The organism is Sphingomonas sp. CFBP 13603, assembly GCF_014892665.1.
GTDB lineage: Bacteria > Pseudomonadota > Alphaproteobacteria > Sphingomonadales > Sphingomonadaceae > Sphingomonas.
The window spans coordinates 97,861-118,229 of sequence record NZ_JADBIA010000007.1 but is presented as its reverse complement, the minus strand read 5'-3'; the positions used below and the strand labels follow the sequence as shown (position 1 = coordinate 118,229).

Annotated in this window: 25 protein-coding genes and 1 other RNA gene; 14 read left to right on the top strand and 12 right to left on the bottom strand. The window is 65.1% G+C overall.

The annotated features are described in order from the left end of the window. Positions 1–352: 352 nt before the first annotated feature. From glnA to aroQ, 6 genes are all read right to left on the bottom strand, one after another. Positions 353–1,765 (bottom strand): type I glutamate--ammonia ligase, encoded by a 1,413-nt coding sequence (gene glnA, locus IFR23_RS12560; protein ID WP_056062965.1) that lies wholly within the window; start codon positions 1,763–1,765, stop codon positions 353–355. 143 nt (positions 1,766–1,908) lie between these two features. After that, a complete protein-coding gene (locus tag IFR23_RS12555; protein WP_055875939.1) occupies positions 1,909–2,247 on the bottom strand; it encodes a P-II family nitrogen regulator in 339 nt (112 codons plus the stop codon). A 181-nt stretch (positions 2,248–2,428) separates the two neighbouring features. Continuing rightward, positions 2,429–2,764, bottom strand: coding sequence for an arsenate reductase family protein (locus IFR23_RS12550; RefSeq protein WP_192976204.1), 336 nt, complete (start codon positions 2,762–2,764; stop codon positions 2,429–2,431). 129 nt (positions 2,765–2,893) lie between these two features. Next, positions 2,894–4,246, bottom strand: a complete 1,353-nt coding sequence (accC, locus tag IFR23_RS12545) for an acetyl-CoA carboxylase biotin carboxylase subunit (RefSeq protein ID WP_192976203.1) — start codon at positions 4,244–4,246, stop codon at positions 2,894–2,896. Continuing rightward, positions 4,246–4,734: an acetyl-CoA carboxylase biotin carboxyl carrier protein gene (accB, locus tag IFR23_RS12540; RefSeq protein ID WP_056050738.1), complete on the bottom strand. Its 489-nt coding sequence runs from the start codon at positions 4,732–4,734 to the stop codon at positions 4,246–4,248. Before accB ends, accC begins: the two co-directional genes overlap by 1 nt. A 14-nt stretch (positions 4,735–4,748) precedes the next feature. Next, positions 4,749–5,183: a type II 3-dehydroquinate dehydratase gene (gene aroQ, locus IFR23_RS12535; protein ID WP_093399197.1), complete on the bottom strand. Its 435-nt coding sequence runs from the start codon at positions 5,181–5,183 to the stop codon at positions 4,749–4,751. Positions 5,184–5,315: 132 nt separating this feature from the next. Between aroQ and thiS the strand changes: the two genes are divergently transcribed. The 3 genes from thiS (at position 5,316) to IFR23_RS12520 (ending at position 7,523) form a co-directional block, all read left to right on the top strand. After that, on the top strand, positions 5,316–6,308 hold the full coding sequence (gene thiS / locus IFR23_RS12530; protein ID WP_192976202.1) for a sulfur carrier protein ThiS: 993 nt from the start codon (positions 5,316–5,318) through the stop codon (positions 6,306–6,308). Positions 6,309–6,419: 111 nt separating this feature from the next. Beyond that, a complete protein-coding gene (locus tag IFR23_RS12525) occupies positions 6,420–6,602 on the top strand; it encodes a CsbD family protein (protein ID WP_056050734.1) in 183 nt (60 codons plus the stop codon). A gap of 261 nt (positions 6,603–6,863) precedes the next feature. Then, entirely contained in the window at positions 6,864–7,523 is a 660-nt protein-coding gene (locus IFR23_RS12520) for an HAD-IA family hydrolase (protein ID WP_192976201.1), read from the top strand. Between the two features lie 14 nt (positions 7,524–7,537). On the opposite strand, the gene IFR23_RS12515 is transcribed toward IFR23_RS12520, so the two are convergent. From IFR23_RS12515 to IFR23_RS12500, 4 genes are all read right to left on the bottom strand, one after another. After that, positions 7,538–7,720 carry a hypothetical protein gene (locus IFR23_RS12515; RefSeq protein ID WP_107963623.1) on the bottom strand — a complete coding sequence of 61 codons (183 nt, stop codon included), beginning with the start codon at positions 7,718–7,720 and terminating at the stop codon, positions 7,538–7,540. Positions 7,721–7,798: 78 nt separating this feature from the next. Beyond that, the gene (locus IFR23_RS12510) at positions 7,799–8,788 is read right to left on the bottom strand and encodes an alpha/beta hydrolase (protein ID WP_192976200.1); all 990 of its coding nucleotides are present in this window, start codon (positions 8,786–8,788) and stop codon (positions 7,799–7,801) included. Positions 8,789–9,016: 228 nt separating this feature from the next. Continuing rightward, positions 9,017–10,072, bottom strand: coding sequence for a 1,9-bis(guanidino)-5-aza-nonane synthase (locus IFR23_RS12505; RefSeq protein WP_107955180.1), 1,056 nt, complete (start codon positions 10,070–10,072; stop codon positions 9,017–9,019). A gap of 148 nt (positions 10,073–10,220) precedes the next feature. Then, positions 10,221–11,456, bottom strand: coding sequence for a type III PLP-dependent enzyme (locus tag IFR23_RS12500; RefSeq protein WP_192976199.1), 1,236 nt, complete (start codon positions 11,454–11,456; stop codon positions 10,221–10,223). Between the two features lie 137 nt (positions 11,457–11,593). Between IFR23_RS12500 and IFR23_RS12495 the strand changes: the two genes are divergently transcribed. Beyond that, the gene (locus tag IFR23_RS12495) at positions 11,594–12,556 is read left to right on the top strand and encodes a pyridoxal-phosphate dependent enzyme (protein ID WP_192976198.1); all 963 of its coding nucleotides are present in this window, start codon (positions 11,594–11,596) and stop codon (positions 12,554–12,556) included. Here the strand turns inward: IFR23_RS12495 and IFR23_RS12490 are convergent, their stop codons facing one another. Beyond that, positions 12,557–13,138, bottom strand: a complete 582-nt coding sequence (locus tag IFR23_RS12490) for a hypothetical protein (protein ID WP_192976197.1) — start codon at positions 13,136–13,138, stop codon at positions 12,557–12,559. A 99-nt stretch (positions 13,139–13,237) separates the two neighbouring features. On the opposite strand from IFR23_RS12490, the gene IFR23_RS12485 reads away from it, so the two are divergent. Further along, positions 13,238–13,417: a hypothetical protein gene (locus tag IFR23_RS12485; protein WP_107963617.1), complete on the top strand. Its 180-nt coding sequence runs from the start codon at positions 13,238–13,240 to the stop codon at positions 13,415–13,417. Positions 13,418–13,562: 145 nt separating this feature from the next. Here IFR23_RS12485 and IFR23_RS12480 read toward each other — a convergent pair whose 3' ends face one another. After that, entirely contained in the window at positions 13,563–14,219 is a 657-nt protein-coding gene (locus IFR23_RS12480; protein ID WP_056048342.1) for an alpha/beta hydrolase, read from the bottom strand. Between the two features lie 81 nt (positions 14,220–14,300). Between IFR23_RS12480 and IFR23_RS12475 the strand changes: the two genes are divergently transcribed. The 9 genes from IFR23_RS12475 (at position 14,301) to IFR23_RS12435 (ending at position 20,322) form a co-directional block, all read left to right on the top strand. Further along, positions 14,301–15,344 (top strand): cysteine desulfurase family protein, encoded by a 1,044-nt coding sequence (locus IFR23_RS12475; RefSeq protein WP_274599183.1) that lies wholly within the window; start codon positions 14,301–14,303, stop codon positions 15,342–15,344. Then, entirely contained in the window at positions 15,341–16,426 is a 1,086-nt protein-coding gene (locus IFR23_RS12470; protein WP_192976196.1) for a cysteine desulfurase family protein, read from the top strand. The genes IFR23_RS12475 and IFR23_RS12470 overlap by 4 nt, the downstream gene beginning before the upstream one ends. Continuing rightward, positions 16,423–16,728: a 2Fe-2S iron-sulfur cluster-binding protein gene (locus tag IFR23_RS12465; protein WP_446740907.1), complete on the top strand. Its 306-nt coding sequence runs from the start codon at positions 16,423–16,425 to the stop codon at positions 16,726–16,728. Before IFR23_RS12470 ends, IFR23_RS12465 begins: the two co-directional genes overlap by 4 nt. Before the next feature lie 110 nt (positions 16,729–16,838). Then, positions 16,839–17,180 (top strand): hypothetical protein, encoded by a 342-nt coding sequence (locus tag IFR23_RS12460; RefSeq protein ID WP_192976194.1) that lies wholly within the window; start codon positions 16,839–16,841, stop codon positions 17,178–17,180. A gap of 81 nt (positions 17,181–17,261) precedes the next feature. Further along, positions 17,262–17,501, top strand: a complete 240-nt coding sequence (locus IFR23_RS12455) for a hypothetical protein (protein ID WP_192976193.1) — start codon at positions 17,262–17,264, stop codon at positions 17,499–17,501. A gap of 61 nt (positions 17,502–17,562) precedes the next feature. Beyond that, positions 17,563–17,656: signal recognition particle sRNA small type (gene ffs, locus IFR23_RS12450), an RNA gene on the top strand. A 319-nt stretch (positions 17,657–17,975) separates the two neighbouring features. Then, positions 17,976–19,679 (top strand): DNA polymerase III subunit gamma/tau, encoded by a 1,704-nt coding sequence (locus IFR23_RS12445; protein ID WP_192976192.1) that lies wholly within the window; start codon positions 17,976–17,978, stop codon positions 19,677–19,679. Beyond that, the gene (locus tag IFR23_RS12440; protein ID WP_192238763.1) at positions 19,676–19,999 is read left to right on the top strand and encodes a YbaB/EbfC family nucleoid-associated protein; all 324 of its coding nucleotides are present in this window, start codon (positions 19,676–19,678) and stop codon (positions 19,997–19,999) included. The genes IFR23_RS12445 and IFR23_RS12440 overlap by 4 nt, the downstream gene beginning before the upstream one ends. Before the next feature lie 80 nt (positions 20,000–20,079). Continuing rightward, complete coding sequence (locus IFR23_RS12435; protein WP_107963613.1) at positions 20,080–20,322, top strand: hypothetical protein; 243 nt, start codon at positions 20,080–20,082, stop codon at positions 20,320–20,322. Positions 20,323–20,369: the final 47 nt, after the last annotated feature.

The following is a 20,369-nucleotide window of genomic DNA, read 5'->3' as shown; positions in this document are numbered from 1 at the left end:
CATGGTTGGCGCGGATCCCGGGCCATACCTTTTCGTCGTCACCGAGCCCATCGTCATTCCCACGCAGGCGGGGATCCATAAACTCGACTGCTCGCGCTTCGATCGCGCCGTCAGCCAGTATGGGTTCCCGCCTCCGCGGGAATGACGGAAGGAGCGCCGGCCTGATCTCTGCTCCCATTGAACGCGCCGGGAAGAGGGTTCGTTAGGCCTGACAGAAAAAGGGCGCCCGGATTGCTCCGGGCGCCCTCTTCCAATTCAGCGACGTGGCAAAGCCACGCCGTCGGTCGTCGCTACACGACGCCGGCCGACAGCGGATATCCGCTGCGCGGATCGGCGCGAGCGTGGTCGCGCCTTATCCGCTGTAGTACATGTCATACTCGACCGGGCTAGGCGTCATCTCCCAACGCGCAACCTCGGCGTACTTGATCTCGACATAGCTCTCGATCTGGTCCTTCGAGAACACGTCGCCCTTCAGCAGGAAGTCGTGATCCGCGAGCAGGCATTCGAGCGCCTCGCGGAGCGAACCCGCGACGGTCGGAACCTGGGCCAACTCTGCCGGCGGCAGGTCGTACAGGTTCTTGTCCATCGCTTCGCCCGGATGGATCTTGTTCAGAATGCCGTCCATGCCGGCCATCATCAGCGCTGCATAAGCGAGATACGGGTTGGCCAGCGCGTCCGGGAAACGCACTTCGACGCGCTTCGCCTTGGGGCCGGTGCCGTACGGAATGCGGCACGATGCCGAGCGGTTGCGCGCCGAGTAAGCGAGCAGCACCGGCGCTTCGTAGCCGGGGACGAGGCGCTTGTAGCTGTTGGTCGACGGGTTGGTGAACGCGTTGACCGCCTTGGCATGCTTGATGATGCCGCCGATGAAATACAGGCACATGTCGCTCAGGCCAGCATAGCCGTTGCCTGCGAACAGCGGGGTCTTGCCTTCCCAGATCGAGAAATGCGTGTGCATCCCCGAACCGTTGTCCTCCTTGATCGGCTTCGGCATGAATGTCGCGGTCTTGCCGTACGCATGTGCGACCTGGTGGACGACGTACTTGTAGATCTGCATGCGATCCGCGGTCTGCGTCAGCGTGCCGAACGTCAGGCCCAGCTCATGCTGCGCGGCCGCGACCTCGTGGTGATGCTTGTCGCAGGGCAGGCCCATTTCGATCATCGTCGAGACCATCTCGCCGCGGATGTCGACGGCCGAATCGACCGGTGCGACCGGGAAATAGCCGCCCTTGGCGCGCGGACGGTGGCCGAGGTTGCCGCCCTCATATTCGCGACCCGAATTGCCCGGCAGCTCGATGTCGTCGATCTTGTAGTAGCTCGTCGAATAGCTGTTCTCGAAGCGGACGTCGTCGAACATGAAGAATTCGGCTTCGGGGCCGACATACACGGTGTCGCCGACGCCGGTGGTCAGCAGATACGCCTCGGCGCGCTTGGCGGTCGAGCGTGGATCGCGCGCGTACAGCTCGCCGGTCGACGGATCGCTGATGTCGCAGATCAGGATCATCATCGGCGTCGCCGAGAACGGATCGACATAGACCGCATCGAGATCGGGCTTGAGCGTCATGTCGCTCTCGTTGATCGCCTTCCAGCCCTCGATCGACGAGCCGTCGAACATCAGGCCGTCGGTCAATTCGTCTTCGCCGATCAGGCTCGCGACCATCGTCAGATGCTGCCACTTGCCCTTGGGATCGGTGAACCGCAGATCGACCCACTCGATCTCCTGGTCCTTGATCATATTGAGAACGTCGGAGGCCGAATTCGCCATGATGCTTGCCCTTCGTTTTGAGATTTCCGCCGCATCATGCGGGGAATCTAATTGCGGTATGGAACGGAATTTCCACACAATGTTGCGTCGCGTCAAATGACGATGTCGTCACTCGTCGTCAACGCAATATGCATGGCTAGGAACTAGATTGCGTCGTCGTCGCGCTCGCCGGTGCGGATGCGGAGCGCGCTCTCGACCGGGATGACGAAGATCTTGCCGTCGCCGATCCGGCCGGTCTGCGCGGCCGCAGCGATCGCCTCGACGACGCGTTGCGCGAGCCCGTCCTCGACGACGACCTCGAGCTTCACCTTGGGCAGGAAGTCGACGACATATTCCGCGCCGCGGTACAGTTCGGTGTGGCCCTTCTGCCGGCCGAAGCCCTTGGCCTCGGTCACGGTGATGCCGCTCACGCCGATCTCGTGCAGCGCTTCCTTCACCTCATCCAGCTTGAACGGCTTGATGATGGCTTCGATCTTTTTCACAGGTACGCCCCCGATTGTTGAAACCCTCGCCCTTGCGAGCGAGCCGTCCGCCCTGAAGGGCGCCTTGCACCAAGCGTGCCAGCCGCAGCGCCCTCGGGCAACCGCGGAATATCGTTGATTTCGCTGCCCGAAATTGCGGCACCTTGGAGGTGCGTGCGCAATGTAAGGGCAGGGGCGCCGATCACAGGATTTCGTGCAGCCGCGCGATCGGGCGGCCGAGCCGGACGCCCTTGTCGGTCTCGACCAGCGGGCGTTCGATCAGCAACGGATCGATCATCATCGCATCGAGGATCGCCTCGGCGTCGCCATGCTTGACCGCCTTGGCGCCGTCCTCGGCCATGCGGAGCCCCTGGCGCGGCGTCATGCCGGCGCGGTCGTACAGGCGGACGAGTTCCGCGCGGGATGGAGGGTTCTTGAGGTATTCGACGATCGTGACGTCCGCCCCTGCCTCTTGCAGCAGCGTGAGCGCCTCGCGGGACTTGGAGCAACGCGGGTTGTGGTAGATCGTCGCCTTCACGAATGCTCCGTCATGTCGAACTAACTTTGGCCAGAACCAGGCCCAACCACTTCTTGTTCTCCCGCGAAGGCGGGAGCCCAGACTGGGCTCCCGCCTTTGCGGGAGAACAAGCCTAGTGCCGTAGAGCGCTCAAGCCCCCTGCTTGGCCAACCACTCTTCCAGCCACTTGATCGTGTACGCGCCTTCCTGGAATTCAGGATCGTCGAGCAGCGCACGGTGCAGCGGGATCGTCGTCGTGACGCCCTCGATCACCATCTCTTCAAGCGCCCGCCGCAGTCGCCGCAACGCACCCTGCCGCGTCGTCCCGTAGACGATCAGCTTGGCGATCATCGAGTCGTAGTAAGGCGGCACGCGATACCCCGCATACAGCCCGCTATCGACGCGCACATGCATCCCGCCCGGCGCATGATACACCTTCACCAGCCCCGGCGACGGCGCGAACGTGCGCGGGTCCTCGGCGTTGATGCGGCATTCGATCGCATGGCCGCGGAACTGGACGTCCTCCTGGCGGAGCGTCAGCGGATGACCTTCAGCGACGCGGATCTGCTCGCGAACGAGATCCAGCCCGGTGATCATCTCGGTCACCGGATGCTCGACCTGCAGCCGGGTGTTCATCTCGATGAAGTAGAATTCGCCCGCTTCCCACAGGAACTCGATCGTCCCCGCGCCGCGATAGCCCATGTCGGCCATCGCCTTGGCGACGATCCCGCCCATCCGCTCGCGCTCTTCTGCGGTGATGATCGGCGAGGGCGCTTCCTCGAGCACCTTCTGGTGACGACGCTGGAGCGAGCAGTCACGCTCGCCCAGATGGATCGCGTTACCCTCACCGTCGCCGAATATCTGGAATTCGATATGCCGCGGATTGCCGAGGTATTTTTCCATGTAGACGGTGGCGTCGCCGAACGCGGCCTTCGCCTCGCTACCGGCCTGCTGCATCTGCGTTTCGAGATCGTCGGCGTCGTTGACGACCTTCATCCCGCGACCACCGCCACCGGACGCAGCCTTGATGATCACCGGATAGCCGATCGACTCGGCGATCCGCTTCGCCTCGGCGATGTCGCTGATCGCGCCGTCCGAACCGGGGACGAGCGGCAACCCGAGTGCGCCCGCGGTCCGCTTGGCCTGGACCTTGTCGCCCATCGTCCGGATGTGCTCGGGCTTCGGCCCGACGAACAGGATGTTGTGAAGCTCGACGATCTCGGCGAACTGCGCGTTCTCGCTGAGGAAGCCGTAGCCGGGATGGATCGCGTCCGCGCCCGAAATTTCGGCGGCCGAGATGATGTTCGGGATGTTCAGATAGCTGTCCGCGGCGGACGGCGGTCCGATGCAGATCGCCTCGTCCGCGAGCCGGACATGCATCGCGTCGGCGTCGGCGGTTGAGTGCACCGCGACCGTCTTGATGCCCATCTCGTGGCAGGCACGGTGGATCCGCAGCGCGATCTCGCCGCGATTCGCAATGAGCAGCTTCTTGATTTGCGGCATTATTCGACCACGACCAGCGGCTGGTCGAACTCGACCGGCTGGCCGTTCTCGACCAGGATCGCGGTCACGGTGCCGGCCGACGGCGCTACGATCGTGTTCATGACCTTCATCGCCTCGATGATCAGCAGCGTGTCGCCCGCATTGACCTTCTGGCCGACCGTCGAGAACGGCTTCGCCTCGGGGTTGGCGGCGAGATAGACGGTGCCGACCATCGGCGACTTGACCGCGCTCGCGCTGATCGCGGGGGCGGACGCACCGACCTCGGCCTGCGGGATCGACAGCGGTGCCGAGACGGGGGCCGGGGCGGGCGCCTGCGCGTAATGCGCGACGGGTGCTGCCTGGGCGGCTTTGCGCGCGACGCGGATCCGGCGCGAGCCGTCCTCGACCTCGATCTCGGTCAGCTGCGTGGTGTCGAGCAGTTCGGCGAGCTGGCGCACCAGGGTCACGTCGACCTGCATTGCGCCCGTGTTTTCAGTTGTATCGTTCATGGCGGGGCCTCCTGTCAGAACCGTGCGACGGCTTCAAGCGCGAGCAGATACGAAAGCGCGCCGAAACCCGCGATCGTACCCTTGGCCGCCTGACCGACCAGGCTCACATGCCTGAACGATTCACGCGTATGGGGATTGGAAAGATGCACTTCGATCACCGGCGTCTTCACGCCCTTGATCGCGTCGTGCACCGCGACCGAGGTATGCGTGAACGCACCCGCGTTGAGGATCACGGCCTTGGCACCGCGCGCCTGCGCCTCCTGGATCCAGTCGACGAGGTGACCCTCGTGATTCGACTGGCGCATGTCGATCTCCAAGTCGAGCTCGCGGGCGCGGTCCTCCAGCATCCCGGCGATGTCGTCGAGCGTCTCGTCGCCATAGATTTCCGGCTCGCGCGTTCCCAGCAGGTTGAGGTTGGGGCCGTTCAGGACGAATATCGTATCGGGCAAGGGCGGCCTTTCGGTTACGGGTCGGTTGCGAGTGCTGCGGAGCGGTCTCTATATGCGCGTCACGCCATTCCTTACAGGCCCGTCTCGCGACAAGTCGAGCCGCGCCTTCGCTATATAGTGGACCATACACCCATGCCCCATTCCGATGGCACCGTCTCGATCACCGTCAACGGCGAGCACAAGCGCGTCTCCGCCGGGCTCTCGCTGGCAGGACTCGCGACTGAACTCGGTCTCGTACCCGAGAAGATCGCGGTCGAGCGCAACATGGAGGTGGTGCCGCGCTCGACCTTGGCCAACGTGATGGTCGAGGACGGCGACGACCTCGAGATCGTGCATTTCGTCGGCGGTGGCGACCATGAGGACAGCTGGACCGTCGCAGGCCAGACCTTCAAGTCTCGGCTGATCGTCGGCACTGGCAAGTACAAGGATTTCGCGCAGAACGCCGCTGCGGTCGAGGCGTCGGGCGCGGAGATCGTCACCGTCGCCGTCCGCCGCGTCAACGTGTCCGATCGTAACGCGCCGATGCTGACCGACTTCATCGACCCCAAGAAGATCACCTACCTCCCCAACACCGCCGGCTGCTTCGATGCCGAATCGGCGATTCGCACGCTGCGACTAGCGCGCGAGGCGGGCGGCTGGGAGCTGGTGAAGCTCGAAGTGCTCGGCGAAGCCAAGACGCTCTATCCCGACATGGTCGAGACGCTCCGCGCGACCGAGATACTCGCCAATGAGGGCTTCAAGCCGATGGTATATTGCGTCGACGATCCGATCGCCACCAAGCGCCTCGAGAACGCCGGCGCGGTCGCGATCATGCCGCTGGGCGCACCGATCGGCTCGGGCCTTGGTATCCAGAACCGCGTGACGATCCGCCTGATCGTCGAGGGGGCAGGGGTGCCCGTGCTGGTCGACGCCGGCGTCGGTACCGCGTCCGATGCGGCGGTAGCGATGGAACTCGGCTGCGACGGCGTGCTGATGAACACCGCGATCGCCGAGGCGAAGGACCCGCTGATGATGGCCGCCGCGATGAAGGCCGCGGTCGAATCGGGGCGGCTCGCATACCGCGCCGGGCGGATGGGTCAGCGTCGCTATGCCGATCCGTCTAGCCCGCTGGCGGGACTGATCTGAAACATAGGTCATGACGCAAACGTCACGGAACCCACGGTAAAGACGGCCGTTATACCTCTGCAAGTTCAAGCGGCCCGGTTGGCGGGTCCGCAAAAGCAAGTGGAGGCTCTGATGGGCGAGTTCACCGACAAGGTCGCAGCAGCAGGCAACAAGGTTGCAGGTAACGTCAAAGAAGCCGTCGGCAAGGCGACTGACAACGAGAAGCTGGTAGCCGAAGGCGAAGCGCAGCAGGCTAAGGGCACTGCGCAGAACGTCAAGGGCAGCGTCAAGGGCGCACTCGGCGACGACATCTAAGCTTCGGCTTGGTATAGGAATACAGGCCGCTTCGGGAAACCGGAGCGGCCTTTTCTTTGTGGGGCAGGTTTTGCTGCCGCCACTATCAGAACTGCCACCACCCCGGCGAAGGCCGGGGCCCAATTGGGGGACGATTCTGATTAAGTGCGGCGCGCCGTTACCTCGGACATGCCAATTGGGCCCCGGCCTTTGCCGGGGTGGTGCAGAGAGCTGAACCGAACCGCCTTGCCCAACCCACAAACCTCCCCCACGAGCACCCGCATGACTCTCCCGACTCGCACCTACGCCGCCTTCCTGTTCGACATGGACGGCACGATCCTCACCTCGATCGCCTCCGCCGAGCGCACATGGACCAAATGGGCGATCGCGCATGGCCTCGACGCCGCGACGTTCGTGCCGACGATTCACGGCGTGCAGTCGGTCGAGACGATCCGCCGGCTTGGCCTTCCCGGTGTCGATCCGGTCGCGGAGGCCGCCGCGATCACGGCAGCAGAGATGGAGGACGTCGACGACGTCAAGCCGATCGCCGGCGCCGCGGCCTTCCTGGCCAGCCTGCCGCCCGAACGGTGGACGATCGTGACCTCGGCCCCACGCGCGCTGGCCGAAGTACGGTTGAAGGCCGCCGGGTTGCCGATCCCCGCAACCATGATCGCCGCGGAAGACGTCGCCAACGGCAAGCCTGCGCCTGATTGCTTCCTGCTTGGCGCGGAGCGACTCAAGGTCGCAGCAACCGACTGCCTCGTGTTCGAGGACGCCGCCGCCGGTATCGCCTCGGCCGAGGCAGCAGGTGCAGACATCCTGATCCTGACCGAAACCCATCAGCCGGGGCATTTGCCGGACGCAGGTCATCCAAGCGTCCGCAACTATACCGGTATCGCAGTCATCGAGGGTTACGACGGAGGCATGAAGCTAACCCGCTAGCGGCCCTGAAAATATCAGTGAGCGATGTCGTCCCGGGCGCGTGCGATCAGTGCATCGAGCGCCGCTTCGTCGAGTCGACCCGCGGTCTGCAACGCCGCCTCGGGCGTCAGCGAGATTATCGCGCCGTCTGGCCCATCGATGACCACCTCGCCATTCTCATAGAAGACAGTGCGCGGTTTGGCGTGCGGCTGAGTCATCGGCGATCTCCCGTATGGAAAGAGAACGTCCGAACTGCGCGGCGGGTCCCGGCCGCACCGGCCCAACCTCGTGGCGCCTCAGCCGGCGACCGATTCGCCCATCCAGCGATCGAACAATTGCGGCCATAGCGATCCCGGCGATCGCGGCGACAAGCGCGTGCCGAAACCATGCCCGCCATGTTGCAGGAAGTGCGCCTCGGTCGGAATATCGACGCGCCGGGCGGCGGCGAGCATATCCACCGTGTTCGCAACCGGTACGGTCTTGTCGTCCTCGGCATGCAACAGGAACAGCGGCGGCGTCCCGGGGCGCAGCTGACGATCGATCGCGTAACGCGCCTGCACCGCCGGCAACGGATCGGGACCCAGCAGGTTGGCACGTGAACCGCCATGGCTGCGACCCGGATCGACGTTCGACACCGCATACATCAGTCCGGCAAAGGCCGGGCGTGCGGAATGGCGATCGGTGGCGTCGATCGGGCTGTATGCTCGGTAATCGTGGAGGACGGTCACCGATCCCGCCAGATGACCGCCTGCGGAAAACCCGAGCACGCCAAGCTTGCGCGCGTCGATGCGATAGGCGCGCGCATTGGCGCGGATCAGTCGCATTGCCCGCTGCGCATCGGCCAGCGGCACGTCGGCGCGGTCGGCCCAGCCTTCACAGGGCAGGCGATAGCTCAGCACGAACACGGTGATCCCGAAGCCGTTCAGGACGCGCGCGACATCGATTCCCTCGTTGCGCAGCGACGTGAGATAATAGCCGCCGCCGGGCATCACCAGCACCGCGCGACCATCGGGACGCTGCGGTCGGAACACACCGACCTCAGGCCGCGCGACGCCGCGCATCTTGATGTCGCGATACCCATTCTCTCGGGCCGCGATCTCCGGGTTCGGTCGAGGGAGCGGGTTCGGCGCGCCAGCGGGGATACCTGGCCAGAGCAGAAAATGCTCGGCGGGTGGCCAGACCGGAATGTCCGAAGGTCCAGGCAGCGCAGTGGCTTGCGCGAATGCGGCCGGCGCAATGCCAGCGGCCAGGGGTAGCGACAGGAGCGAGCGGCGATCGAAGGTCATGCCGCGATGCTACACGATGGAAGGGAAGCGGGGGAAGGCTTGGCAAACGCGCGAGGTGGATTTCGCTGCTTTTGCCGGAATCAATCGTCCCAGGGCCGTTTTCCTGCCTACGCAGGAGAACGGCCCTGGGACGATCGTCAATCAACCGTCAATCAACCGTCAATCAACCGTCAATCAACCGTCAATCAACCGTCAATCAACCGTCAATCAACCGTCAGTCGGTCCGCCTCAGTCGAAGCTTGCGCCCCACTTGCGGACCGGACGGTCCTTCCAGAGCCCACGATGATACGCATCCGACGCGAGCAGCGGCATCACCGAACCCGCTTCCGCGAACACCATCTGCTCGATGCCCGTGTTGACCTTGCCCCACGAAGCCGCTTCCTGCAGCGTCGACGACGAGCACGCACCGTCGCGCACGTCGGCAACCGTGATCTGCACCGCGTACTTGTGAACCTGGACGTCGTCATGGCCGAGGATCTCGGCGCAGACGACGGTGTCCTGGATGAAGTTCTTCGGCACGCCGCCACCGATCATCAGCAGGCCCGTGGTGCCCGCCTTGATCTTGATCTCGGTGAGCTCGCGGAAGTCGGCGATCGCGTCGAGGACCATGTACGGCTTGCCCGCCTTCACCGCGTCGACCTGGTGCTTGACCAGACCGAAGCCGGCCGACGAATCGACGAATGCCGGGCAAAAGATCGGCACGTCATGCTCATAGGCGAGCTTGACGAGGCTGTTCTCCTTCTTGCCGTGCTCGACGAGATACTTGCCCATCTCGCGGATGAACTCGCGGCTCGAATAGGCGCGCGGCTCGAGCGTCTCGGCGATCTCGAAGATCGTGTGGTCGACGTGCTGGAGCTCTTCCTCGTCGATGTAGGTGTCGTAGATTCGGTCGATCATCAACGAGCGCAGCACGTCGTCGTGCGGCACTTCGAGCGCCTGGTAATGCTTGTGGCCGAGGCCCTCGAAGAAATCCATGTCGACGATCGTCGCGCCGGTCGCGACGATGCCGTCGATCATGTTATTGCGTAGCAGCTCGGCATACAGGTCCATGCAACCGCCGGCGCTCGTCGAGCCCGCGATCACGAGGAAGATCGTGCAGTCCTTGTCGGCCAGCATCTGGTTGTAGATGTCGGTCGCACGGCCGAGATCGCGGCTGGTGAACGACATCTTCTTCATCGCGTCGACGATCGGCCGCGCGTCGAAGCTGGTGATGTCGATATGCTCGACGGTGGTGGAAAGGAGTTCCGCCTTGCGCTGCGCGTCGATGCGGGTGTCTTCGGTCATAACATGCTCCATAAATCCCCCTTCCGCTTGCGGGAGGGGTTAGGGGAGGGACTGAAATATCCGCGAACGCCACGCTCGCGGACAAGCCCTCCCCCGACCCCTCCCGTAAACGGGAGGGGAGGAAGAAGGGCGCGGTACTAAAGCTTGGTTACAGCTTGACGACGTTCGACGCGAGGTCCTGGAACCGCTCGTCATACAGCGAGACCATCGGCTCGTCGGTGACGATCACCGTCTCGTCCGATCCGAACCCGTTGAACGCGGTCCGCATCGCCGAGCCGTACGCGCCGAGCATGCCGATCTCGATATAATCGCCCGCCTGCGTGTCCGCAGGCAGCATGAACGGGCCGACCATATAGTCCATGTCGTCGCACGTCGGACCGTAGAAGCTGAACTCCATGTCCTTCGCACGGCTGTCCGGTTCGCGGAGCAGCTCGGTCGGGAAACGCCAGCCGATATGCGCCGCGTCGAACAGCGCGCCATACGCACCGTCGTTGATATACAGCTCGGTCCCGCGACGCTTTTCGACGCGCACGATGATCGACGAATATTCCGCGCACAATGCCCGGCCCGGCTCGCACCACAGTTCGGACGAATAGCTGACGGGCAGCGATTCGAACGCACGGTGGATGGTCTCGAAGAAATGCTCGAGCGGTGGCGGCTCCATGCCGGGATACGAAGACGGGAAGCCGCCGCCGACGTCGATGACGTCGACCGTGACTGCCGCCTCGACGATCGCCGCACGGACGCGCTCCATCGCGTTCGAATAGGCCTCCGGGGTCATCGCCTGCGAACCGACATGGAAGCAGATGCCGAGCGCGTCCGCTGCTTGGCGGGCCGCGAACAGCAACTCCTTGGCTTCATGCGGTGCCGCACCGAACTTCGACGCGAGGCTCAGCTTCGAATGCTCCGACGACACGCGCAGGCGCACACACAACGTCAGGTCGGCGGCGGCTTTCGTAGCGCGAACGACCTTGTCGAGCTCTTCCAGGCTGTCGAGGCTGAAGGTTCGGACGCCGTGCGTGAAATACGCCTCGGCGATTGCTTCCTCGGCCTTGACCGGATGCATGAAGCACAGCGTAGCCTCGGGAAGCGTCCGCGCGACCAGGCGCACTTCGGCGATCGACGCCACGTCGTAATGCGTGATGCGATTGTCCCACAGGATCTGCAGGAGTTCGGGAGACGGGTTCGCCTTCACCGCATACATCGAGCGACCCGGGAACTTCTCGACGAAGAACCGAGCGGCGCGCGCAGCAGCGTGCGGACGAACGAGCGTGACCGGGTTAACCGGACGCCCTTTAGCGATGTCGATGCCGCTCCCGATGTGGAAGGTGTCGGCGGTCGAATGGGCTTTCGCTAACCCCAGCGCGATATGATGCTTGACCAATTCAAGGGACCTCCAATGTCCTGAGACAAATTACGAAAACACTGCCTTGCGGTTGGAAGTCCCATGGGGCAGCGGAAGCGCGATCTAGGGTTACGCGCCCCCCATGTAAATAGCGTTTGGCGGATAGGAGACGGCGTGTGACGATTTTGCGACAACCGACCCGGGCGGGTGTGCGGGACGCCGCAGAAAAGATTGCCCGCATCCTTCCGCTGACGCCACTGTTCGTCAGTGAAATCAAGGGCGTACCGGTAGCTTTCAAGGCCGAGTCGTTGCAACCAATCGGCGCCTTCAAGATTCGCGGTGCGTGGCATCGGCTCACCGCATTGGACGAGGCGACGCGACAAAAAGGCGTCGTCGCGTTCTCGTCGGGCAATCACGCGCAGGGCGTGGCGTGGGCGGCCAGACGCCTCGGCATCGCGGCGACGATCGTGATGCCGTCGGATGCGCCGCGACTGAAGCGCGAATCGACGTTGGCACTGGGCGCGGAGGTGGTGACCTACGACCGTGCCACCGAGAGCCGCGAGACGATCGCCGCAGGGCTGGCGGAAGCGAGGGGCGCGACGCTGGTCCCGAGCTTCGACGACCCTTGGATCATCGAGGGGCAGGGGAGCGCGGGGATCGAGGCGGCGGCGCAGATGGCGGCGCTCGGCATGGGCGTACCAAGCCGCGTCGTCATCCCCTGCGGTGGCGGTGGTCTATCGGCAGGCATCGCGCTGGCCTTGAAAGACAGCGCGATCACCGTCGTCGAGCCCGAAGGCTGGGACGACATGCGCCGCTCGCTGGAGGCATCCTGGATCGAACCCGTCGGCCCCAACCCGCCGCCAACTGCCTGCGATTCGCTCCAGACCTTACGCGTGTCACCGCTGACCTTCGACGTCCTCTCCCGCCGCGACGCGACCGGCGTGGCGGTAAGCGAACTGGAGATCGCAGCGGCGCAGCGTTGGGCTGCGGAGAAACTGCGCCTGGTGATCGAACCGGGCGGCGCGGTCGGCCTCGCCGCGGTGCTCTTTGGCAAGGTGAAGCTCGAACCCGGCCTGCTCGTCATCCTGTCCGGCGGCAACGTCGACCTCACCGCCTATGCCAAGGCGATCGCCGGCTGATCACGAGGGCGGGAGTATCTTCACCGCCGGTTTTGCGCAGGCATAAGCTTGCTTGTAGCTCTGGTTCCAGCAGGCGACGAACCCGTCGAGAATGTTCAGGTTCATCGGCCACGCATAGGCGCGAGGCTGGCCGTCGGGACCGACCGGAGCATAGCCGGCGGGGCGGGGAAGTGCGGCGAGCTTGGCCCGCGCGGTGTCCAATGCGGGGAGGTCGCGACGCAGGAACGCGATGCTGCCGTCGACATACAGGTTCCAGCCAAACCCCGCATCCTCTTCAACCGGTTTCCGCGCGGCCTCGAACAGAGCGATCGCCCGCGTCGTCTGCCCCGCGTTCGCGCGCAACTGACCTTCATGCCATTGCAGCAGCCCGGCGGTGCGTAGGTTGGCGGGATGAGCCGCGCGCCACTCGGCGATCAGCTCGGCCGCCTGCGCATCGCAACCAGTGTTCGCGAGCGTACGCCAGCCGCCCGTCATGGCCTGATCGAACGCGCGTTCGTCGAGCGCCATCATCGCTGGCTTGTCGTACCGGCAATCGGCTGGGGTCGGTGTCTGCGCGGCGATCAACGCGAGAATGACGAGCATGAAACCTCCGACTATCCGATCGAAGTCGTCAGGCTATTGCTGCGGGTGACGTGAAGTCAACGCGCTTCAATCCGGCAGCGTGGTGGCGTAACGAGCGGCATGAACGCCACCCTTACCAGCATCGCCGCCGCCGCACCCGCCATCGCCATGCTGGGCATGTTCGCCTGCCTGATCGGCGGGACCGCGCTGATCGTAAAGAAGCGCGATACGAAAAAGGGCGTGCTCATGCTGGTAATGGCCGCAGTCCTGCTGGCCAACGTAGCGATCTGGACGCTCTAACCTCCCTCGCCCCTGCGGGGAGAGGGAAGGGGCCCGCCGCGCTTGCGGTGGGAAGGGAGAGGGAAGTTGGGGATAGCGTATCGATCCCCAACTCCCCCTCATCCCACGCTGGCGCGCAACCTTCTCCCCGAGGGGAGAAGGAAAATCACCGGATCGGTGAGTTCGGGTCCAAACGCATGTCGAGATACTTGTCCACGCTCCCCATCAACTCGGGCATCTCGTGCTCGAAAAAGTGGTTAGCCTTCGGGATCGTGTCGTGATGGATCGTGATGTGCTTCTGCGTCCGCAGCTTATCCACCAGCTTCTGCGTAGCGCCCGGCGTCGCGACCTCGTCGGCCTCGCCCTGAATGATGATGCCCGACGAAGGGCACGGCGCGAGGAACGTGAAGTCGTACAGATTCGCCGGCGGTGCCACGGAAATGAACCCACGGATCTCCGGCCGGCGCATCAGCAACTGCATGCCGATCCACGCGCCAAAGCTGACGCCCGCGATCCAGGTCGTCTGCGCCTCGGGGTGGAAGCTCTGGACCCAGTCGAGCGCGCTCGCCGCATCGCTCAGCTCGCCGACGCCGTTGTCGAACACGCCCTGGCTCTTGCCGACGCCGCGGAAGTTGAACCGCAAAGTCGCGAAGCCACGCCGCTGGAAGGTCTTGTAGAGCTGCTGCACGATCGCGTTGTTCATCGTGCCACCGGCCGACGGATGCGGGTGCAGGATCATCGCGACGGGTGCGCGCGGACGTGGCCCCGGCGCAAAACGACCTTCGAGACGGCCTTCGGGACCGGGGAAAATGACTTCTGGCATGGGCACTCGCGAGCTGGGATACGCACTCGGGTGGAGTGCCGGATTATCGACGCTATATAGGGAACGAGCCCCTTTTCGCAATTGGAACCGACCCTGGCCCGTAACGACTCGCGTATCTACCTTGATCATGCCGCCACCACGCCGATGCGCCCCGAGGCTATCGCGGCGGTAATGGAAGGTATGGCGCGCTGGGCGAACCCCTCCTCGCCGCATGCCGAGGGGCGGGCGGCGCGGGCTGCGCTGGAGGCCGCGCGCAAGCGGATCGCCAAGGCGCTGGATTGGCCGCATCACGTGATCCTGACGAGCGGCGCGAGCGAGTCCGCAACGCTGGCGTTGCGTGGCCGTCCCGGTGTTGCGGTGGCGGCGGTCGAGCATGATGCAGTCCTGCGCTCGGCCGAGCAGCCGGTGATGCTGGAGGTCGACGCAGGCGGTATCGTCGCGAACGGAGATGGCGCCCAGACGATCGCGCTGCAATCCGCGAACAGTGAAACCGGCGTCCTGCAAGATCGGCCTACCTGTCTCTGGATAGCCGATTGCTCCCAGACCGCCGCCAAACTCCCGCTCCCCGATGCTGACATGATCATCGTCTCCGCGCACAAGCTCGGCGGCCCTCCCGGCATCGGCGCGCTGCTGGTCCGCGATCTCGGCCTGCTCGATCCGACCGGCGGGCAGGAGCGTGGCTACCGTGGCGGCACCGAGAACCTGCCCGGCGCGCTGGGTTTCGCCGCCGCGCTCGAAGCGCCTCGCGACTGGTTCGCCGACATGCCCGACCTTCGCGCCAAACTCGACGAAGCGATCCTGGCGGGCGGCGGCGAGATCATCGCGCAAAACTCCCCCCGCATCACCACGATCGCCTCCTACCGCATGCCCGGCGTAAGCTCCGCGGCACAATTGATCCGTCTCGATATGGCCGGCTTCGCGGTCTCCGCGGGCAGTGCGTGTTCGTCGGGCAGCATGCGCCCTAGCCACGTGCTCGCCGCAATGGGATATTCCCCCGAAGCCGCCGCCGAAGTCGTCCGCGTCAGCTTCGGCTGGACCACGACGGTCGAAGACGTCGCGAAGTTCGCCGAAGCCTGGACGCGGATCGCCCAGGACATAAAGCGCCCTGGGAGACTGGGGGCATGACGTACCTCGACTACCAGGCGACGACCCCGCTCGCGCCCGAAGCGCTCGCCGCGATGCTCCCGTGGCTCGAATCACAGCACGCCAACCCGCACTCCCCCCACCGCGAAGGTCGCCGCGCCAAAGCAGCCGTCGAAGTCGCCCGCGACCAAGTCGCCCAGCGGCTCCCACCCGGCGGCCGCGTCGCCTTCACCGGCGGCGCCACCGAAGCACTAAACTGGGCGATCAAGGGCACGACCGGCCCGATCGTCACGCTCGCCACCGAACACGCTGCCGTCCTCGACACGGTCGCAGCCGAAGCGGCGAGGGGGCGCCAAGTCACGATCCTCCCGGTCAACCCAGACGGCGTGGTCGACCTCGACCAGGCCCGCGCCATGATCCGCCCTGGCACCCGCCTCGTCGCCGCGATGCTCGTCAACAACGAGATCGGCGTCATCCAGCCGATCGCCGCGTTTGCCGAGATCGCTCACGCAGCCGGCGCGCTGATGCTCTGCGACGCGGTGCAAGGCTATGGCCGCGTTCCGATCCCCGATACCGTCGATCTGATTGCCATCTCCGCGCACAAGATCCACGGCCCCAAAGGCATCGGCGCACTCTGGATCCGTGACGGCGTCGACCTCGCGCCGTTGATGCACGGCGGCGCACAGGAAGCCCCCGGCCGCTCGGGCACGCTGTCACCCGCACTCTGCGCAGGCTTCGGCGTCGCCGCGCACCTCATGGCCGACCGCAAGGATCAGGACGCCGCGCACATCGACCGCCTTTGGTCGCTCGCGCTCGATCGCCTCGGCCCCGGCTGGACGATCAACGGTTCGACCGAACACCGCTACCACGGCAACCTCAACGTCCGCCGCACAAACCTCGACGTGAACCGCCTGATGTCCGACCTTCGCGAGATCGCCTTCTCCGCCGGGTCCGCCTGCGCCAGCGGGTCTGGCCGCTCCAGCCACGTCCTCCGCGCGATCGGCCTCACCGAAGCGCAGGCGCGGTCCAGCATCCGCCTTGGCTTCGGCCGCTACACCACAGAAACCGAACTCCTCGACGCGATCGACGCGATCGTCGCCGCAGCCCAGGCGCAATGGCCATGATCGTCCACTTCATCGCCCGCGACGGCACGGTTAGCAGCGTTACGGCCAGCCCAGGCGACCGCCTGCTCGACGTCGCCCAAGCCGACAACCAGTCGCTCGAAGGCACTTGCGAAGGCCAACTCGCTTGCGCGACCTGTCATGTCATCGTCGATGCTGCCGATTTCCCCAAACTGCAGCCCGCAAGCGAGGACGAGGAGGACATGCTCGATCTCGCGCACAACGCGACGCGCACCAGTCGGCTCGCCTGCCAGATCCGGCTGACCGATACGCTCGACGGCTTGATCGTCCGCATCCCGGCTTAGGTCGGCAAAGCTTACAGCAAGACAACGGGCGGTTCAGGGACCGTCCACGGCCGCGGCCACACTATCCCCTCATCGCCTCAATGTACGAGGTCTTGAGAGGAGTACCGGACATGAAGATCATCGCAATGTTCGCCGCTGGCGCCCTGGCCGCGGGGACCCTGTTCGCCGCGGCACCCGCCGATGCGCAGCGCCACGGCTGGGACGGCCCCCGCAGCGGTGGTGGCTGGCACGACGACCGCGGACGGCATGGCAATCGCGGCTGGCGCGGTGACCGTGGCTGGCGCGGTGGAGATCGTGGCTACCGTGGCTATGGCGGCGGATACCGCGGCGATCACGGCTACCGCGGCGGCGGCTACGGCTATCGCGGACCCCGCGGATACGGCCGCTCACGCGTCGTCTGTCGGATAGAGCGTGGCTATTACGGCCCGGTCCGTCGCTGCTTCCGTCGCTGATACGGAACCGTAACGACTGTCCTTGGTTTGGTAACATAGGTTGCTGGGCTCGGGAGGGCCCGCACCAATAAGGAGATTATCATGAAGTTGTTCACCCTCGCCGCCGCCGGTCTCGTCGCACTCACCGGTCTTGCGCCGGTCGGCATCGCCGCCGAAGCCTCTGCACAGCGCACCGTTGTCCACGAGCGCACCGTCGTTCGCCACGACGACCGCCGCCCTGGCTACGGTCGCCACGCCGTGCGCACGCGCCAGGTTTGCCGCAACGTCTATCGCAACCATCACCGTCAGCGCGTCTGCCGCACGGTTCGCGTCAGCCGCTGATCGAATGGCCGCGAATACTAAAGCGGCTTGATCATCCCGCCCGACCCCGCCATATGCGCCGCGGGAGTCGGGCGGACGTGGTCGTCGCCAACTTGGTCAGATCCGGAAGGAAGCAGCCACAACGACTCAGCTACGGGTCGTCCCGGCTCCCACCGCGAACGTTTGCAAGCAAACGTGAGCGCGGCCAGCGGCGCAAGGCGCCGACTGACGATGCGGCTTAGCCGCAGCGCACTTCTAATACTTCTTCCGTAATTTCCCTGAATGGCTCAGCTTGTCAGCGGTTGCTGATCCGTCATGCCCGGCTCGTTCCGGCATCCACGGTGCCCCACGATCGATGGCTGCGAGTACGCGGAACGGTGGACCCCGGAACAAGTTCGGGGTGACGGAGTAGTTTTTGCTGCTTCTAGTTACAGACGTCGTTTACCGAATGTCTCTCCCTTCGACAGCGCCGCCAAACCGCTTATATAGCCCCCAATGTCAGATTCCTTCGACTTGGGCGAACCCCTGCAACCGGCCAAGACGCCAGCCCAAAAAGGGGATGCCGCCTACCGCGTGCTCGCGCGCAAATACCGTCCGCAGACCTTTTCCGAACTGATCGGCCAGGACGCGATGGTCCAGACGCTCGGCAACGCGATCAAGCGCGATCGGCTCGCCCACGCGTTCCTGATGACCGGCGTCCGCGGTGTCGGCAAGACGTCGACCGCCCGCCTGATCGCCAAGGCACTCAACTGCATCGGCCCTGACGGCAATGGCGGCCCGACGATCGACCCATGCGGCGTTTGCGAACCCTGCCGCGCGATCGCCGAGGGCCGCCACATCGACGTGATCGAGATGGATGCGGCGAGCCATACCGGTGTCGACGACGTCCGCGAGATCATCGACGCGTCACGCTATTCGGCCGTCACCGCACGGTTCAAGATCTATATCATCGACGAAGTCCACATGCTGTCGAAGAACGCGTTCAACGCGCTGCTGAAGACGCTGGAGGAGCCGCCCCCCCACGTAAAATTCCTGTTCGCGACGACCGAAGTTAACAAGGTACCGGTGACGGTGCTCTCGCGCTGCCAGCGGTTCGACCTGCGTCGCATTTCCGCCGAGCAATTGGCGAAGCACTTTGCCTGGGTCTCGACCGAAGAAGGCGTCACAGCCGATCCCGAGGCACTGATGCTGATCGCCCGCGCCGCGGAAGGCTCCGCGCGCGACGGCCTGTCGATCCTCGACCAGGCGATCGCGCATGCCGGGCTCGAAGGCGGCGGCGTGACCGCGGACGCAGTGCGCCAGATGCTCGGTTTGTCGGACCGGGGCGCAGTGCGCGATCTGCTGACCCTGATCCTCGCCGGCGACGGGGCAGGGGCGCTCGCCTCGATGCGCCGCCAATATGACTACGGCGTCGACCCGCTGTCGGTGCTGCGGTCGCTGCTCGAAACCGTCCACGGCATCACGCTGACCAAGGTCGGCACGCCGCCGGACGCCGCGCAGCCGATTGAGGAGCGTGCGGCACGCGAGGAATGGGCGGCATCGCTCGGCTATCCCGCGCTGCACCGCCTGTGGCAGTTGTTCCTCAAGGGGCATGACGAGGTCGCCAAGGCCGCGCTGCCGATCGAGGCCGCAGAGATGGCGCTGTTGCGCGCGATCTACGCCTCGACGCTGCCCGACCCCGGCGAGCTTGCCCGCCAGATCGCCAGCGGTGCGGCCCCGGCGGCTACACCAACGGCGCCGCCGCCACCTACACCCCCGTCCGGCGAAGCGCCGCCCTGGAACGCTGGATCAGCAGCGAAGGCGCCCGAACCCGTCGCGACCGGCCCGATCCTGCCGCCGACGTTCGAAGCGCTGGTCGATCTGCTCGACGAATCGGGCGGCCTCGCGATCGCCGCGCGTCTTCGTCACGGCGCACGCGTCGTCAGTTACTCGCCGCCCGAATTCGTCCTGAGCGGCAGCCGTCCAGTCTCGGCCGACACGCTCGCCGAACTCAACACGCTGTTGAAGAGCGTAACGCGAACCGCGTGGAAAGTGTCGATCGTCGACGCCCCTGGCGCGCCGACGCTGCGCGAGGCGCAGGACGCCGCCGACGCTGCAGTGCGCCAGGCTATTCTCGAATCCCCCATCATGAAGGCCGCGGTGGCAGCGTTTCCCGACGCCCAGCTAGAATCGTGGCCCGGCCAAAGGAGCAACGCATGAAGAATATCGATGAAATCCTCGCGATGGCGCAGAACGTCCAGAGCGAACTCGAAAAGGCTCAGGCCAGTCTCGATACGATCGAGGTCGAGGGCGCGTCCGGCGGCGGTCTGGTCAAGGTGAAGGCGTCCGCCAAGGGCCGCATCATCAACATCGCGATCGACGATTCGCTGATGCAGGTGAGCGAGAAGCAGATGCTCGAGGACCTCCTCACGGCTGCGTTCAATGACGCGCGGGCGAAGGCGGATGCGGTGTCGGGTACCGAGATGTCGAAGATGACGAGCGGGTTGCAACTGCCGCCAGGTTTCAAGCTGCCGTTCTGAACCAAATCGGGTTCGTTTCGGCGCGGGAACAATCGCTCTTCGGCCGGCGTTGCGCTCTCCAGTAATCAGGGAGAGGCAAAATGGCCGAAGAGCGTATCGTCGAAACCCCGACCACCCACACCACCGTTATCGAGCGCCGAAGCGGCGGTGGCGGCACGCTGATCGCCGTCGTGTTGTTAATTGCGGTGCTGATCGGCGGCTATTACCTGTTCAGCCGCCAAGGCGCGCAGAACAGCAAGGACGCCGCGATCACTTCGGCGGCGAAGAGCGTCGGTAGTGCAGCCGACAAGGCTGGCGACGCGGTCGAGAAGTCAACGCAGTAAACTAAAGTGTTCCCTCGCGAGGGCGGAGACCCAGACTGGGCTACCGC

Excerpts from the sequence above, each read along its gene's own strand:
- glnA (WP_056062965.1), bottom strand. The coding sequence starts at position 1,765 with ATGGCGAATTCGGCCTCCGACGTTCTCAATATGATCAAGGACCAGGAG.
- accC (WP_192976203.1), bottom strand. The coding sequence starts at position 4,246 with ATGCCGCAAATCAAGAAGCTGCTCATTGCGAATCGCGGCGAGATCGCG.
- accB (WP_056050738.1), bottom strand. The coding sequence starts at position 4,734 with ATGAACGATACAACTGAAAACACGGGCGCAATGCAGGTCGACGTGACC.
- thiS (WP_192976202.1), top strand. The coding sequence starts at position 5,316 with ATGCCCCATTCCGATGGCACCGTCTCGATCACCGTCAACGGCGAGCAC.
- IFR23_RS12525 (WP_056050734.1), top strand. The coding sequence starts at position 6,420 with ATGGGCGAGTTCACCGACAAGGTCGCAGCAGCAGGCAACAAGGTTGCA.
- IFR23_RS12520 (WP_192976201.1), top strand. The coding sequence starts at position 6,864 with ATGACTCTCCCGACTCGCACCTACGCCGCCTTCCTGTTCGACATGGAC.
- IFR23_RS12515 (WP_107963623.1), bottom strand. The coding sequence starts at position 7,720 with ATGACTCAGCCGCACGCCAAACCGCGCACTGTCTTCTATGAGAATGGC.
- IFR23_RS12510 (WP_192976200.1), bottom strand. The coding sequence starts at position 8,788 with ATGACCTTCGATCGCCGCTCGCTCCTGTCGCTACCCCTGGCCGCTGGC.
- IFR23_RS12505 (WP_107955180.1), bottom strand. The coding sequence starts at position 10,072 with ATGACCGAAGACACCCGCATCGACGCGCAGCGCAAGGCGGAACTCCTT.
- IFR23_RS12490 (WP_192976197.1), bottom strand. The coding sequence starts at position 13,138 with ATGCTCGTCATTCTCGCGTTGATCGCCGCGCAGACACCGACCCCAGCC.
- IFR23_RS12485 (WP_107963617.1), top strand. The coding sequence starts at position 13,238 with ATGAACGCCACCCTTACCAGCATCGCCGCCGCCGCACCCGCCATCGCC.
- IFR23_RS12480 (WP_056048342.1), bottom strand. The coding sequence starts at position 14,219 with ATGCCAGAAGTCATTTTCCCCGGTCCCGAAGGCCGTCTCGAAGGTCGT.
- IFR23_RS12470 (WP_192976196.1), top strand. The coding sequence starts at position 15,341 with ATGACGTACCTCGACTACCAGGCGACGACCCCGCTCGCGCCCGAAGCG.
- IFR23_RS12465 (WP_446740907.1), top strand. The coding sequence starts at position 16,423 with ATGATCGTCCACTTCATCGCCCGCGACGGCACGGTTAGCAGCGTTACG.
- IFR23_RS12460 (WP_192976194.1), top strand. The coding sequence starts at position 16,839 with ATGAAGATCATCGCAATGTTCGCCGCTGGCGCCCTGGCCGCGGGGACC.
- IFR23_RS12455 (WP_192976193.1), top strand. The coding sequence starts at position 17,262 with ATGAAGTTGTTCACCCTCGCCGCCGCCGGTCTCGTCGCACTCACCGGT.
- IFR23_RS12445 (WP_192976192.1), top strand. The coding sequence starts at position 17,976 with ATGTCAGATTCCTTCGACTTGGGCGAACCCCTGCAACCGGCCAAGACG.
- IFR23_RS12440 (WP_192238763.1), top strand. The coding sequence starts at position 19,676 with ATGAAGAATATCGATGAAATCCTCGCGATGGCGCAGAACGTCCAGAGC.
- IFR23_RS12435 (WP_107963613.1), top strand. The coding sequence starts at position 20,080 with ATGGCCGAAGAGCGTATCGTCGAAACCCCGACCACCCACACCACCGTT.